At 63.7% G+C, this 14,122-nt stretch carries 12 protein-coding genes; 11 read left to right on the top strand and 1 reads right to left on the bottom strand.

Annotated features, from left to right (window positions below):
- Nucleotides 1-2 precede the first annotated feature (2 nt).
- Nucleotides 3-908, top strand: a complete 906-nt coding sequence (locus BIO17B3_RS08640; protein ID WP_156053762.1) for an isopenicillin N synthase family oxygenase — start codon at nucleotides 3-5, stop codon at nucleotides 906-908.
- 129 nt (nucleotides 909-1,037) lie between these two features.
- Complete coding sequence (locus BIO17B3_RS08635) at nucleotides 1,038-1,904, top strand: Nucleoside-binding outer membrane protein (RefSeq protein ID WP_013107433.1); 867 nt, start codon at nucleotides 1,038-1,040, stop codon at nucleotides 1,902-1,904.
- A 312-nt stretch (nucleotides 1,905-2,216) separates the two neighbouring features.
- Here the strand turns inward: BIO17B3_RS08635 and BIO17B3_RS08630 are convergent, their stop codons facing one another.
- Nucleotides 2,217-2,612, bottom strand: coding sequence for a type II toxin-antitoxin system VapC family toxin (locus BIO17B3_RS08630; protein ID WP_156053761.1), 396 nt, complete (start codon nucleotides 2,610-2,612; stop codon nucleotides 2,217-2,219).
- Here BIO17B3_RS08630 and BIO17B3_RS08625 point away from each other — a divergent pair.
- The 9 genes from BIO17B3_RS08625 (at nucleotide 2,603) to BIO17B3_RS08585 (ending at nucleotide 14,118) form a co-directional block, all read left to right on the top strand.
- Nucleotides 2,603-3,643 (top strand): IS630 family transposase, encoded by a 1,041-nt coding sequence (locus BIO17B3_RS08625; RefSeq protein ID WP_156053760.1) that lies wholly within the window; start codon nucleotides 2,603-2,605, stop codon nucleotides 3,641-3,643. The two genes, BIO17B3_RS08630 and BIO17B3_RS08625, sit on opposite strands and share 10 nt — an antisense overlap.
- A gap of 261 nt (nucleotides 3,644-3,904) precedes the next feature.
- Entirely contained in the window at nucleotides 3,905-4,315 is a 411-nt protein-coding gene (locus BIO17B3_RS08620; RefSeq protein WP_013107430.1) for a sirohydrochlorin chelatase, read from the top strand.
- 76 nt (nucleotides 4,316-4,391) lie between these two features.
- On the top strand, nucleotides 4,392-5,027 hold the full coding sequence (locus BIO17B3_RS08615) for an ANTAR domain-containing response regulator (protein ID WP_013107429.1): 636 nt from the start codon (nucleotides 4,392-4,394) through the stop codon (nucleotides 5,025-5,027).
- A gap of 295 nt (nucleotides 5,028-5,322) precedes the next feature.
- A complete protein-coding gene (locus tag BIO17B3_RS08610; protein ID WP_013107428.1) occupies nucleotides 5,323-6,603 on the top strand; it encodes a CmpA/NrtA family ABC transporter substrate-binding protein in 1,281 nt (426 codons plus the stop codon).
- Nucleotides 6,604-6,634: 31 nt separating this feature from the next.
- Nucleotides 6,635-7,549, top strand: a complete 915-nt coding sequence (ntrB, locus tag BIO17B3_RS08605; RefSeq protein WP_156053759.1) for a nitrate ABC transporter permease — start codon at nucleotides 6,635-6,637, stop codon at nucleotides 7,547-7,549.
- A gap of 35 nt (nucleotides 7,550-7,584) precedes the next feature.
- Complete coding sequence (locus BIO17B3_RS08600) at nucleotides 7,585-8,385, top strand: ABC transporter ATP-binding protein (RefSeq protein WP_013107426.1); 801 nt, start codon at nucleotides 7,585-7,587, stop codon at nucleotides 8,383-8,385.
- Between the two features lie 32 nt (nucleotides 8,386-8,417).
- Nucleotides 8,418-10,877, top strand: a complete 2,460-nt coding sequence (gene nirB / locus BIO17B3_RS08595; protein ID WP_156053758.1) for a nitrite reductase large subunit NirB — start codon at nucleotides 8,418-8,420, stop codon at nucleotides 10,875-10,877.
- Nucleotides 10,874-11,263, top strand: a complete 390-nt coding sequence (nirD, locus tag BIO17B3_RS08590) for a nitrite reductase small subunit NirD (RefSeq protein ID WP_156053757.1) — start codon at nucleotides 10,874-10,876, stop codon at nucleotides 11,261-11,263. Before nirB ends, nirD begins: the two co-directional genes overlap by 4 nt.
- Nucleotides 11,263-14,118, top strand: a complete 2,856-nt coding sequence (locus BIO17B3_RS08585; RefSeq protein ID WP_232054230.1) for a nitrate reductase — start codon at nucleotides 11,263-11,265, stop codon at nucleotides 14,116-14,118. The genes nirD and BIO17B3_RS08585 overlap by 1 nt, the downstream gene beginning before the upstream one ends.
- Nucleotides 14,119-14,122: the final 4 nt, after the last annotated feature.

Here is a 14,122-nt window from a genome sequence, read left to right as displayed (position 1 = left end):
ACATGCCCGGCCCGTCCATTCCCCTGATTGATTGCGGCGGCATGCGCCCAGGTGCCGACCGCGGCGCGCTTGGCCAGGCGCTGTGCGCCGCGGCGCAGGACAGCGGTTTCATGTGCCTGCGCAACACCGGCTTGGATGCTGCCCTGCTGCAAAACGCCTTCACCTCCAGCAAGCGATTTTTCGCCTTGGCCGATGCAGACAAGGAGACGCTGCGCTACCGCGACATCCAGCGTAACCACGGCTATGTTGCCCTAGGCCAAGAGGCGCTTGATCCGCTGGCCTCGGCTGATCGCAAGGAGAGCTTCACCATGCGTGACGCGCTGCGTTCAGCAAGCGATGTCACCGCCTGGCCCGGCTCTGCATTTCGCAACGATGCCCTGGCCTTGTTCGCCGCGGCACGCGCCTTGGCGGAAGGTCTGCTCGACGCCATCGGCCTCGCGCTCGGACTGCAGCCGGGCTATTTCGCGCAGCGTCACCGGGGAGAGAACCAGACCCTGCGCTTTCTGCACTATCCGCCGCAGCATGGCGGAGATCTTGCCGCGGGCGCCGGTGCGCACACCGACTACGGCAGCCTCACCCTGCTGTGGCAGGATGGCAATCCTGGACTGGAAGTGCGCGCGGCAGATGGGGCCTGGGTGCCTGTGCCGGCCGACGCCGACGCCGTGGTGGTGAACACCGGCGACTTGCTGGAGCGCTGGAGCAATGGCCGCTTTCGCTCCACCTTGCACCGCGTGCGTCCCCTGCAGCCGTGGCGCAGCCGCTATTCCATCGCCTTTTTCTCCGATCCGGATGACGCCGTGCTGGTGTCTCCGCTGGCAGGTTGCGTGCCTGTCGGACAGCCACCCGCGTATGCGCCCATTACCGCGCGTGACCACATCCTGCACAAGCTCGCCACCAGTTATGGCTGATCCAGCGCCCCCACTTTCACCGCGCCTCTGCAGCGCGGTATCCGCCACCCGCTTTTCAACCCGGGGAACTCGTCTGGACATCGCTCCAGTTCACTCAGATTGACAACTTTTTGACAGGGAGAACACAACATGAAAACAGGTCGAAACACCGGAAAAACCATCGCAGCCGCGTCCATCCTCGCAGCGAGCTTGGGTGCCGCAGGCACTTCGGCCCAGGCCGCCACCTGGAGCGATGCCTGGGTTCACGGCCAGTACGGCACGCAATTTGCCGAGCCCGGAAACCCCAAGGACATCGCCAAGCGCATCCTCGGCTTTTCCTATGCCAGCGGCGATTCGCTCGGCACCAACTTTTTCAATATGGACGTGCTGATGTCCGACTCTTCCGACCCGGAAGCCTGTGCGGCAGGCACGAGTTGTGCTGCAGCGGGGGCGCAGGAGATCTACGCGGTCTACCGTCGCACCTTCTCCTACTCCCAAATCAGCGGCAACAAGATCAATTGGGGGCCGATCAACGATGTCCTGCTCGGCATGGGCTTCGACTATTCCAGCAAAAACACCACCTTTGCGCCGCGCGTGCGCAAATTCCGTATCGGCCCCATGCTCGGTCTGAACGTGCCGGGCTACGCCAAGGTCGGCCTGGAGCTTTACAAGGAGAGCAACCACAACGGTTTTAACCCTTATCCGCAAGGCGGCGATGTGAGCTTCAAGACCACCTACGTGCTGGCCGCGGACTGGGGCATTCCGTTTGCCGGCGGCAGCTGGAAGTGGAGCGGTTATTTCGACCATATCGGCGCCAAAGGCTACGGCACCGCGCCGGAAACGCTGCTCTCCACCGAGATCATGTATGACGTGGGCAAGGCGCTCTACAGCGTGCCCAACAAACTCTGGGCCGGGGTGCAATATCAATATTGGCGCAACAAGTTTGGCAACCCGGCATCTACCGTGCCGGGCGCCAAGGCCAGTACCCCCATGGTGCGTGTGGAATATCACTTTTGATTTTTCGGCGTGACTGCGTTGGCGCTGGTGATTGCGCTCACCCGTGGCGTAGCGCAAGTCGAGGAGAGATGCCTGGAAAGCAAACGCCGGACTTCGTGCCGGCGCCCTTGCGGATCGACGTCGGCAAGTGCTCGTATGAACCGGAATCCACCGCGACTTCTCGCGGATGAGCGCGATCGTCTCCCAGACGGCCGCAGTCATACAGTTGCAGTCAGCAGCGCTGATGTTGCTTTGCGCTTCCCGGTCCGCAACGCGTAGATAGGGACATCGCATCTTGGTTTGCGGGCCGACCAACAAGAAGCCATATTTTCGTCAGGCGGAAGTCGTCCAGTTCTCGACGACCAGCCCGGCATCGGCGTAAAGCGCAAAATCGGCGACGTTGTTGGTCACTAACGTGATCCCCAATGAGATGGCATGCGCAGCGATCATGCGGTCGAAGCTGTTTTTTCTGGCAGGAAACTGCCGGGAGAGTTTTCCAAAAAAAGCCGCCGCTTGCACGTCGAAATCTTTGATGACCAAGCTGTTCGACAGCGCGGTCAACTCGGGCGGGCTGTTATGCACCTCCAAACCGCAACACAACTCAGCCCAAGTAATCGAGCTGACCCCAACCTCGCCGGGCTTGCAAGCCGAAAACCGTCGAATGACCGGCTCGGGCTGTTCCTTCATCAGATAAATACAGATGTTGGTGTCCAGCAAAAATCGCAGCATCACCAAGCTCTTTCGGCCTCGACAAACTCCGGACGCGCAGCCGCTTGCTGCCCGCGGCTCTGAGCAGTGCGGACGGTGAACCGAACAGCGCCATTGCCGAGCGCTTGAAGCTGACCCAGGCCACAGTGGGCAAATGGCGCAAGCGGTTCATCGAGCGGCGCATCGCCGGGCTGTACGACGACGTGCGGCCGGGCAAGCCGCGCTCGATCGACGATGAACGCGTTGCGCACCTGATCAAGACCACGCTGCACACCAAACCGGTCAACGGCTCGACGCATTGGAGCGTGCGCTCGGTGGCCGCCGAGACCGGCATCTCCAAGAGCAGCGTCGCGCGCTACTTCCAACTCTTCGGTCTGCAGCCCCATCGCACCGAGAGCTTCAAGTTGTCCAACGACCCCTTCTTCATCGAGAAGTTGCGCGACGTGGTCGGCCTGTACCTGAGCCCGCCGGACAACGCGCTGGTGATCTGCGTGGACGAAAAGAGCCAGTGTCAGGCGCTGGAGCGCACCCAGCCGATGCTGCCCATGGGGTTCGGCTATGCCGAAGGGGTCACCCACGACTACAAGCGCCATGGCACAACCACGTTGTTTGCGGCGCTCAACGTGATCAACGGCGCGGTGCTGGCGGCGTGCAAACCGCGCCACCGACACCAGGAATACCTGTCCTTCCTGCGCGAGATTGACCAGGCCGTGCCCGCCGAACTGGACATCCAATGCATCTGCGACCACTACGCCACCCACAGCCATCCCAAGATCAAAGCCTGGTTGGCAGCACGACCGCGTTGGCACCTGCACTTCATCCCCACCTACAGCTCCTGGCTCAATCAGGTCGAGCGCTTCTTCGCGCTGATCACCGACAAGGCCATTCGCCGCGGCTCGTTCACCAGCGTCAAACAACTCGTGCAACGCATCGACCACTTCGTCGCCGCCCACAACATGAACTGCCAGCCATTCAAGTGGACCGCTACTGCCGACTCCATCCTCGAAAAGCTGCATCGACTTTGCTCACGTATCAGCGGGACAGGGCACTAGCCAGTGGCCACCGGATTGCTAAATCCCGGCGCAATCGCCGCATTCTTGCAGTCCTTCAGTGATTCAATGTTCTTCAAGCTCAAGCGATGGATCATCGGATCCAGTCGCCTATCCAGACTGCAATCTACATTCCACTTCTGAAGCACGTACCCAGCGACCGCAGAGCGAACGGTTATATGCAGTTCGCCTCGTCGCATCCCGAAATCGCGTCGAACAATCTCAGGCCGATCAATACCGGGGTGCACCACCAGCACCCTAATCATGACCCAAACTTACATACCGATGAACAGTGAACCTAGGTTACTTGTCTTGCTGGCCCATGGCTCCCGGTTAGCCGAATGGGCTCTGCCCTTTGAGGCCGTTTGTGGCATGGTGCAGTCCCGCCACCCCGAACTGACCGTCCGCCTTGCTTTTCTGGAGTCGATGCAACCCTCCCTGCAACAAGCCTTGGAGGAAGCGGGCCAAAACGGCACGGAGTATGTGCACATCGCGCCCCTCTTCCTTGGTGCAGGCGGCCACCTCCGGCGCGACATTCCAGAAGTGGTGCAAGCCGCGCGGGCGCGATATCCGAAGCTGCGAATCGTGCTCGCACAGCCAGCGGGCGAAGATGCTGGAGTGATTGCGGCACTTGCTGCGTATGCCACGCAAAGCATGACATCCCTTGATTCTTGAATGGCCTCAAGATTTGTCATCAATCGCAGGAAAACGAACTAACTCTTTGGGGCATGGAATTTGCTCGAATCGAGATATGCCCAACCCACTAAGCACTCTGACGGTTGCTGTCATCTCCCCCGATCCCGCATTGGCGACGGAGAACGATCAGGCGAATCATGAGCGCCAGGCAGGGCGTTGCGCGATGCTGGAAAAGGCCTTGTTGGATGCGGGCTACCAGGTAGTGGCCGTTCTGCCGGCCAAACCCGACCTGGACGACCGCATTGCCGCGCTCAAGCCCGATCTGGTGATTGTGGATGCAGAGTCTGGCGTGCGCGATCTGCTGGAGCACGTCGTGCTGGCCTCGCGCGACACGCCCCGACCCATCGTGCTGTTCACCGATGACGACGACACCGAGACTGCGCAACTAGCCATCACGGCGGGGGTGACGGCCTATATCGTGGACGGCCTCAAGCCCAACCGGGTGAGGCCGGTGATTGAGGTGGCGCTGGCGCGGTTCGAGCGCGAACAGGGTTTGCGCGCGGAACTGAGCCAGGCGCGCACCCATCTCACCGAGCGCAAGCTGATCGAGCGGGCCAAGGGCATTGTGATGCAGCGCCAGGGCTGCACCGAGGAAGAAGCCTTCAGCCGCATGCGCAAGCTGGCGATGGAAAAAGGCTTGAAGCTCTCCGAGGTTGCCCAGCGCATTCTCGATACCGTCGGATTGATCTGAGCCTTGCGGCTGCGCGCTTTGTGTGCTCACACGCACCAGACTGGAACCGTTACGCACAGTTTTGCGTCATCGAAGACCAGCCTAATTTGATACAGCGGGGAGCTTCCCTCTGATCTCTCCCGAGTGGAGGGTTGGCACGCTGATTGCTTAAATAGCGCTGTAGGCCAACGGCGGTCTATGTTGAACCCACTGAACGGGAGTCTCCCCCGCTCAGCTCGGCAATGATGCCTTCGTGTGCTTCGCCTTGTGTGAAGCGCCCGAAGGCTTTTTTTCGCCCGCTATTTCAGGAACTGCCATGCGCAAACAGCAAGACGCCCCCCCTCCGAGCAACGACCCGGCACAACCCTTGCGCCGCACCCTCATCAAGTCAGGCGCCGCCGTGGCTGTTGCCGGTCTTCTTCCCAGCCTGCAGCCCACGGCGCGCGCCGCCACTCTGGGAAAACCTGAAATGGAAGAAGTCAAGATCGGATTCATTCCCCTCACTGATTGCGCGCCCATCGTCATGGCCGCGGTGCTGGGTTTCGACAAGAAGTACGGCGTCAAGATCATTCCAAGCAAGCAGGCCTCGTGGGCCGCAGTGCGCGACAACCTGGTGACCGGCGGCATCCAGATGGCGCATGTGCTCTACGGCCTGCCGTATGGCGTGCAGCTCGGCGTCGGCGGGCCGAAGAAGGACATGGCCATACTCATGGGCCTGAACCGCAACGGCCAGGCCATCACCCTGGCTGACGCGCTGGCCAAGGAAGGCATCACCACCGGCCCGGCGCTGGCCAAGGCCATTGCGCAGAAAAAGCGCACCTACACCTTCGCCCAGACCTTCCCCACCAGCACGCATGCGATGTGGCTTTATTACTGGCTGGCGACCTACGGCATCAACCCGCTGAAGGACGACAAGGTGATTACCGTGCCGCCGCCGCAGATGGTGGCGAATATGCGGGTGGGCAGCATGGACGGCTTCTGCGTAGGCGAGCCGTGGAACGCGGTGGCTATCAACCAGAAGATCGGCTTCACTGCGGTGACTTCGCAGGAAATCTGGGTGGACCATCCAGAGAAGGTGCTGGGCACCACCGCCGAGTTCGTCGAAAAGTACCCCAACACCACCAAGGCGGTGATGGCCGCCGTGCTCGAAACCTGCCGCTGGATCGACGCCTCGGATGCCAACCGCACCAAGATGGCCGAGACCATCGCCGCGCCGGGCTATGTCAACACCCAGGTGGCAACCATCCTGCCGCGCATCCTTGGCAACTACACCAACGGCCTGGGCAAAAGCTGGCACGACGCGCACCCGATGACGTTCTATGAAGACGGGCAGGTCAACTTCCCGTGGTTGTCCGACGGCATGTGGTTCCTCACCCAGTTCCGCCGCTGGGGACTGATCAAGACCGACCCCGACTATCTCGCCGTGGCCAAGGCGGTGAACCGCGTCGATCTGTACAAGGAAGTCGCCACCGAACTGAAGGTGCCGGTGCCCGCCACCACGCTGCGCACCTCCAAGCTGATCGACGGCGTGACCTGGGACGGCAAGGACCCCAAGGCCTATGCCCACGGCTTCAAAGTCAACGATCTCGCCGTTTGACCTTGCCGACGCAATGAACCAGGAGTCCAGCATGAACACTGCCGTCTTTTCCGCCCCGGGCGGATCGTTTCAAGCCTCTGCGACGGAGGACGCCTCACCCGAAACTCCCCCGGCCGCTACAAAGCAAACTGCCATACGCACCGTGAGCCCGGCAGAGCGGCAACGCGCGAAGAACCGCCAAATCGCGCTGCGCCTCATCGCCCCGCTGATGGGCTTCGCACTCCTGCTGCTGGTGTGGGAACTGGCGGCCGAGCACAGCGCGCAATTCCCCTCGCCGCTGGTCACCTGGCAGTCGGCGCAGAAGGTGTTTGCGCATCCCTTTTATGACAACGGACCGAACGATGTGGGCATCGGCTGGAACCTGCTGGCCTCGCTGCAGCGAGTGGCCTACGGCTTTGGTCTGGCGGCGCTGGTAGGCATTCCGCTGGGTTTCGCCATTGGCCGCGTGCAGTTCTTGAACCGCATGCTCTCGCCTCTCATCAGCCTGCTGCGTCCGGTGTCGCCGCTGGCCTGGCTGCCCATCGGGCTGTATGTGTTCAGCAATGCGCCGGCGGCGGCCATCTACACCATTTTCATCTGCTCCATCTGGCCGATGATGATCAACACCGCCATCGGCGTGCAGCGCATTCCGGCGGATTATTTGAACGTGGCCCGCGTGCTCGACCTCTCCACCTGGAAGGTGTTCACCAAGATTCTGCTGCCCTCGGTCATGCCCTACATGATGACCGGCGTGCGGCTGTCGGTCGGCACCGCCTGGCTGGTGATCGTCGCCGCTGAAATGCTGACAGGCGGCACCGGCATCGGCTTCTGGCTGTGGAACGAGTGGAACAACCTCAACCTCGCCCACATCATCATCGCCATTCTGGTCATCGGCGTCACCGGCATGGTGCTCGAAGGCGCGCTGATGCTGATTGCGCGGCGATTCAGCTACGACGAAGCGCGCTGATCTTCCCATCACGCAAAACACAAAAGGCCATCATCATGGAACATTTCATCATCATCCAACACGTCGAAATGGTGTTCGACACCGCGCGCGGTCCTTTCCACGCGCTCAAGGGCATCAACCTCGACATCGCCAAGGGCGAGTTCATCAGCCTGATCGGCCATTCCGGCTGCGGCAAGAGCACCCTGCTCAACCTCATCGCCGGACTCACGCTGCCATCCTCGGGCGTGATGGTGTGCGACGGCCGCGAAATTCACGCGCCAGGCCCTGACCGCGCCGTGGTGTTCCAAAACCACTCGCTGCTGCCTTGGATGACCTGCTACGGCAACATCTACCTCGGCGTGGAGCGCGTGTTCGGCGCAAGCGAAACCAAGTCGCAACTCAAGGCCCGCACCCAGTCTGCTTTGGAACTCGTTGGCCTGCCGCACGCGGCACACAAACATCCACACGAAATTTCCGGCGGTATGAAGCAGCGCGTCGGCATCGCCCGGGCTCTGGCGATGGAGCCCAAGTTGCTGCTGATGGACGAGCCTTTCGGCGCGCTCGACGCCCTCACCCGTGCCCGGCTGCAGGACGAGCTGCAAGGCATCGTGGCGAAAAGCGGCGCCACTGTGGTGATGGTGACGCACGACGTGGACGAGGCGGTGCTGCTGTCCGACCGCATCGTCATGCTGACCAATGGCCCTGCCGCGACCATCGGCGAAATTCTCACGGTCGATCTGCCGCGCCCGCGCGAACGTCTGGCTCTGAGCGAAGACCCGCACTACGCCCATCTGCGCGCCCAGGTGCTGGAGTTTCTCTACAAGCGCCAGGCGCACCCGCAGGCCAAGGCAGCCTGAGACGCAGCGCGCAACCCAATGGACTCCGCATCATGAACAAACCCAAACTCGTTCTCGTCGGCAATGGCATGGCCGGGGTGCGGGCGCTCGAAGAACTGCTCAAGCTCGCGCCCGATCTCTACGACATCACCGTGTTCGGCAGCGAGCCGCACCCGAACTACAACCGCATCCTGCTGTCGCCCGTGCTGGCCGGGGAGCAGACCATCGAGCAGATCATCCTCAATCCGCTGGACTGGTATGCCGACAACGGCATCGCCCTGCACACCGGCAAGACGGTGGTGCAAATCGATCGCATCAAGCGCGTGGTACGCACCGATGAAGGCCTCGAAGCCCCCTACGACCGGCTGCTGCTGGGCACAGGCTCGCTGCCGTTCATCCTGCCGGTGCCGGGCAAGGAGTTGGACGGGGTGATCGCCTACCGCGACATCAAGGACACCGAAACCATGATCGAGACCGCGAAGACGCACAGGCACGCGGTGGTCATTGGCGGCGGCCTGCTGGGGCTGGAAGCGGCCAACGGTCTGATGCTGCGCGGCATGGACGTGACCGTGGTGCACATCATGCCGTGGCTGATGGAGCGACAACTCGACGATGTGGCGGGCAAGCTGCTGCAGAAGTCGCTTGAAGATCGCGGTCTCAAGTTCCTCATCGGCGCGCAGACGCAAGCCTTGCTGGGCAATGAATCAGGCCGGGTGCGCGCCGTGCGGTTCAAGGACGGCAGCGAGATTCCCGCCGATCTGGTGGTGATGACCGCAGGCATCCGCCCCAACACCGCGCTGGCGGAGAAGGCCGGCATTCACTGCAATCGCGGCATCGTCGTGAGCGACACGCTGCAGACCATCACCGACCCGCGCATTTACGCCGTGGGCGAATGTGCCGCGCATCGCGGCATTGCCTACGGCCTGGTGGCGCCGCTGTTCGAGCAGGCCAAGGTGGCAGCCAACCACCTGGCGCAGATGGGCATAGGTCGATACACCGGCAGCCAGATCAGCACCAAACTCAAGGTCACGGGTATCGACCTGTTCTCGGCCGGTAGCTTCATGGGCGGCGAGGGCTGCGAAGACATCGTCCTGTCCGACCCGTTTTCCGGCGTTTACAAGCGCCTGGTGATTCAGGGCGACAAGCTGGTCGGCGCCTGCCTGTACGGCGACACCGTGGATGGCTCGTGGTACTTCAAGCTGCTGCGCGAAGGCCGCAAGGTGCATGACATCCGCGACAAGCTGATGTTCGGCGAAGGCGCTCTGGGTGATGCCGGCCATCAGGGCCAGAGCAAGGCCATGCTGATGGCCGACACCGACGAGGTCTGCGGTTGCAACGGCGTGTGCAAGGGCACGATTGTCAAGGCGATCAAGGACAGGGGACTGTTCACGCTGGAAGAAGTGCGCAAGCACACCAAGGCCAGCGCCTCGTGCGGCTCCTGCACCGGGCTCGTCGAGCAGATCCTGATGTTCACTGCGGGAGGCGACTTCTCCGCCGCACCGAAGAAAAAGGCGCTGTGCGGATGCACCGACTCCACCCACCAGGAGGTGCGCGACGCGATCAAGAACGAGCATTTGCTCACCATTGCCGACGTGTATGCCAATCTCGGCTGGCGCACGCCCAACGGTTGTTCGAGCTGCCGCCCGGCGGTGAACTACTACCTCATTTCCACCTGGCCGCACGAGGCCAAGGATGACCCGCAAAGCCGTTTCATCAACGAGCGCAGCCACGCCAACATCCAGAAGAACGGCACTTATTCGGTGATTCCGCGCATGTGGGGCGGCGAGACTTCGGCCGCCGAGTTGCGCCGCATCGCCGACGCCGTGGACAAGTACAACATCCCTACGGTGAAAGTGACCGGCGGCCAGCGCATCGACCTGCTGGGCGTGAAAAAGGAAGACCTGCAAGCCGTGTGGACCGACATCGGCATGCCCAGCGGCCACGCTTACGCCAAGGCGCTGCGCACGGTGAAGACCTGCGTCGGCAGCGAATGGTGCCGCTTCGGCACGCAGGACAGCACGGCACTGGGCAAGCTGCTTGAGCGCGCCACCTGGCGCATGTACGCGCCGCACAAGGTGAAGTTCGCGGTCAGCGGCTGCCCACGCAACTGCGCCGAAAGCGGCATCAAGGACGTGGGCATCATCGGCGTCGATTCCGGCTGGGAAATGTATGTGGGCGGCAACGGCGGCATCAAGACCGAAGTCGCACAGTTCCTGGTCAAGCTCAAGACGCAGGAGGAAGTGCTGGAATACACCGGCGCCTTCATCCAGCTTTACCGCGAGGAAGGCTGGTATCTGGAGCGCACCGTGCATTACATCGCCCGTGTCGGCCTGGACGTTGTGAAACAGCGCATCCTGGCCGACGCCGAGGGCCGCAAAGCCCTGTGGGAGCGGCTGCAATTCGCGCTGCAGGGAGAGCCTGATCCGTGGTTCGAGTTCGACAAGGCGCAAGTGGATACGCGGCAGTTCATTCCCATCGTGCCGGTTGCCGCAGCACAAGGAGAACCGGCATGAGCACCAGCCACTGGACTCCTGTCTGCACCCAGTCCGAGATTCCCGCACTGGGCGCACGCCGCGTGCGCCGCCCGGACGGCGTGGACATCGCCCTGTTCCGCACCGCCAGCGACCGCATCTACGCCCTGCTCGACCGCTGCCCGCACAAGGGCGGACCGCTGAGCCAGGGCATCGTGTTCGGCGAATCGGTCGACTGCCCGCTACACAACTGGACCATCCGGCTCGACGATGGTCGTGCGCAAGCGCCAGACGAGGGCTGCACTCCGGCCTTCGCGGTGAAGGTGGAGGGCGAACAGGTCTATCTGCGCAGCGACCAGTTGCACGCGTCTATTACCGAGATGCACGCGGCGCACTGTGACGGCGCAGCCTGCGCGAACGCGGACTGATGAACTCCGCCGACCTGCCCGCAGGCTCCATCGCCATCGTGCCCGAGGGCGCGCTGCGCGAGGTGCGCTCGACCTGCCCGTATTGCGGCGTGGGCTGTGGTGTGCTCATCAAGACCGAGGGCGGGCGCATCACGGGTGTGCGCGGCGACCCAGATCATCCGGCCAACTTCGGCAAGCTGTGCACCAAGGGCGGCGCGCTGCACCTGAGCGCCAAGCCGGAGTTGCTGCCGCAGGTGCGCGCGCTACGGCCCGAACTGCGCACGCAGCGCGATGCGCCACGCCGTGCGGTGCGTTGGGACGAGGCGCTGGACCATGTGGCGCAGCGCTTCGCAGCCATCATCGCCGAGCATGGGCCCGACAGCGTGGGTTTCTACATCTCCGGCCAGATGCTGACCGAGGACTACTACGTTTTCAACAAGCTGGCCAAGGGGCTGGTCGGCACCAACAATGTGGACACCAATTCCCGCGTGTGCATGAGCAGCGCGGTAGCCGGCTACAAGGTCACGCTGGGGGCTGACGCGCCGCCGTGCAACTACGACGACATTGACCACGCCTCCTGTCTGGTGCTGGCGGGCAGCAATGCGGCGTGGTCGCATCCCATCACCTTTCGCCGTATCGAAAAGGCCAAGGCCAGGCGGCCCGAGATGCGCATCATCGTCATCGACCCGCGCCGTACCGAAACCGCCGAACTCGCCGATCTGCACCTGCAACTGCTGCCCGGAACCGACGTCGCGCTGTTCCACGCCATGCTGCATGTGATGGTGTGGGAAGACCTGGTCGACCCCACCTATATCACCGCCCACACCAGCGGCTACGCGGCCCTGCGCGAGCGGGTGAGGGAGATGAGCCCGGCGGTTGCGGCCAATCTGTGCGGGCTGAAGGAGCAGGATATCGTCACCGCCGCGCGCTGGTTCGCGCTGGGCGCGCCTGACGCGACACTGCAGACGCGCCAGCCCACGCTTTCCATGTATTGCCAAGGGCTGAACCAGTCGAGCAGCGGCACGGCGAAGAACGCCGGGCTCATCAACCTTCACCTCGCCTGCGGCCAGATCGGCAAACCCGGAGCAGGGCCGTTTTCGCTCACCGGCCAGCCCAACGCCATGGGCGGGCGCGAAGTGGGCGGCATGGCCAATCTGCTTTCGGCGCATCGTGATCTGGCTAACCCGGCGCACCGCGCCGAAGTGGCCAAACTCTGGGGTGTGGCCGACGTGCCGGCGCAGCGCGGCAAGACCGCCGTCGAGCTGTTCCAGGCCGCGGCCGACGGCAAGGTGAAGGCGCTGTGGATCGCCTGTACCAACCCTGCCCAGTCGCTGCCCGACCAGGCGCTGGTGCGTCGCGCGCTGGAGACCGCCGAACTCGTCGTGGTGCAGGAGGCCTACACCACAGCCGCCACCGTGCCTTATGCCGACGTACTGCTGCCCGCCACCACCTGGGGCGAGAAGATTGGGACGGTGACCAACTCCGAGCGCCGCATCAGCCGCGTGCGCGCCGCAACCAAAGCCCCCGGCGAGGCGCGCGACGACTGGGAGATTGCGGTGGACTTCGCCCGTCGGCTCGAAGCCCTCTTGCCTGCACGGCTGAACGGCAGGCTCACGCTCTTCCCCTACGCCACGCCCGAAGCCGTCTGGAACGAGCACCGCGAAAGCACCCGAGGCCGCGACCTCGACATCACCGGCCTGTCGTGGACCACGCTGGAACGCGACGGCCCGCAGCAGTGGCCCTACCCCGCCGGTGCGAGCGTCGGCAAAGCGCGGCTGTACGACGACGGCCAGTTCCCCACGGCAGATGGCCGCGCCAGATTCTTCGCCGAAGCCTTCAAACCCGTGGCCGAACCCTGCGACGCGCGCTACCCCGTGGCGCTGACCACCGGCCGCCTGCGCGACCAGTGGCATGGCATGAGCCGCACCGGCTCGGTGCCACGCCTGTTCAACCATGCACCCGAGCCCTGCATCGACCTGCACCCCAGCGATCTCGCCCGGCGCGGCCTGAGCGACGGCGAGTTGCTGCGCGTGGCCTCGCGCCGCGGCGACATCGTGCTGCCCGCACGCGCCACCGACACGGTACGCCCCGGCCAGGCCTTCATCGCCATGCACTGGGGCGCGGAATACCTTGGCGGGCGCAATGCCGAAGGCGTGGCGCGGCTGGGCGTCAACGGCCTCACCCTGCCCGTCATCGACCCCTATTCCTTCCAGCCCGAACTCAAGCACAGCGCCGTGCGGGTGGAGGCCGCCAATCTCACCTGGCACCTCGCCGCCTTCGGCTGGATGCCCGAACACAGCGCCCAGGCGCTGCGCGCCACGCTGATGCAGGAGCTGGCCGAACTGCCCTTCGTCATGTGCGTGCCCTTCGGCCGCGAACGCACTGGCCTGCTGCTGCGCGCCGCCGCACGCGGTGCGCCTGCTGCCGCGTTGCTGGCGCGCATCGAAGCCCATTTCGGCGTGCAGGGAAGCGCCGCGCTGCACTATGCCGACCCTGGCCGCAGCGTGCACCGTGCCGTGCGACTGGCGGGCGAGCGCATCGACGCCGCGCTGCTCAGCGGCCCGGTCGACAGCGTGGTGGCGCAAGGCTGGCTGCGCGAATTGCTGCAAAGCGAAGCCAGTGCCAAGCCCTATGGCCGCTGGCTGCTGCTGCCCTCCACCACGCCTCCGGCCAATCTACCCAGCCCCGGCCACCAGGTGTGCAACTGTTTCGATGTTTGGCAAAGCCAGATCGACGCCCTGCTGCCCACGCTGGAGGGCGACGCCGAGGCGCAGCTTGCCACGCTGCAGCAGCAACTCAAGTGCGGCACGAACTGCGGCTCCTGCCTCCCTGAGCTGCGCCGCATCGTGCGCGGCGGCAGCCCGGTCACGGCCTGATTCT

The sequence above is a fragment of the Thiomonas sp. OC7 genome (genome assembly GCF_900634595.1).
Lineage (GTDB): Bacteria > Pseudomonadota > Gammaproteobacteria > Burkholderiales > Burkholderiaceae_C > Thiomonas > Thiomonas arsenitoxydans.
Note: the sequence above shows the minus strand (reverse complement) of the source record. Positions and strands in the feature narration are given on the sequence as shown.

Coding starts and splice junctions, on each gene's coding strand:
- BIO17B3_RS08635 (WP_013107433.1), top strand. CDS start 1,038: ATGAAAACAGGTCGAAACACCGGAAAAACCATCGCAGCCGCGTCCATC.
- ntrB (WP_156053759.1), top strand. CDS start 6,635: ATGAACACTGCCGTCTTTTCCGCCCCGGGCGGATCGTTTCAAGCCTCT.
- BIO17B3_RS08630 (WP_156053761.1), bottom strand. CDS start 2,612: ATGCTGCGATTTTTGCTGGACACCAACATCTGTATTTATCTGATGAAG.
- BIO17B3_RS08620 (WP_013107430.1), top strand. CDS start 3,905: ATGACCCAAACTTACATACCGATGAACAGTGAACCTAGGTTACTTGTC.
- nirD (WP_156053757.1), top strand. CDS start 10,874: ATGAGCACCAGCCACTGGACTCCTGTCTGCACCCAGTCCGAGATTCCC.
- BIO17B3_RS08615 (WP_013107429.1), top strand. CDS start 4,392: ATGCCCAACCCACTAAGCACTCTGACGGTTGCTGTCATCTCCCCCGAT.
- nirB (WP_156053758.1), top strand. CDS start 8,418: ATGAACAAACCCAAACTCGTTCTCGTCGGCAATGGCATGGCCGGGGTG.
- BIO17B3_RS08640 (WP_156053762.1), top strand. CDS start 3: ATGCCCGGCCCGTCCATTCCCCTGATTGATTGCGGCGGCATGCGCCCA.
- BIO17B3_RS08585 (WP_232054230.1), top strand. CDS start 11,263: ATGAACTCCGCCGACCTGCCCGCAGGCTCCATCGCCATCGTGCCCGAG.
- BIO17B3_RS08600 (WP_013107426.1), top strand. CDS start 7,585: ATGGAACATTTCATCATCATCCAACACGTCGAAATGGTGTTCGACACC.
- BIO17B3_RS08610 (WP_013107428.1), top strand. CDS start 5,323: ATGCGCAAACAGCAAGACGCCCCCCCTCCGAGCAACGACCCGGCACAA.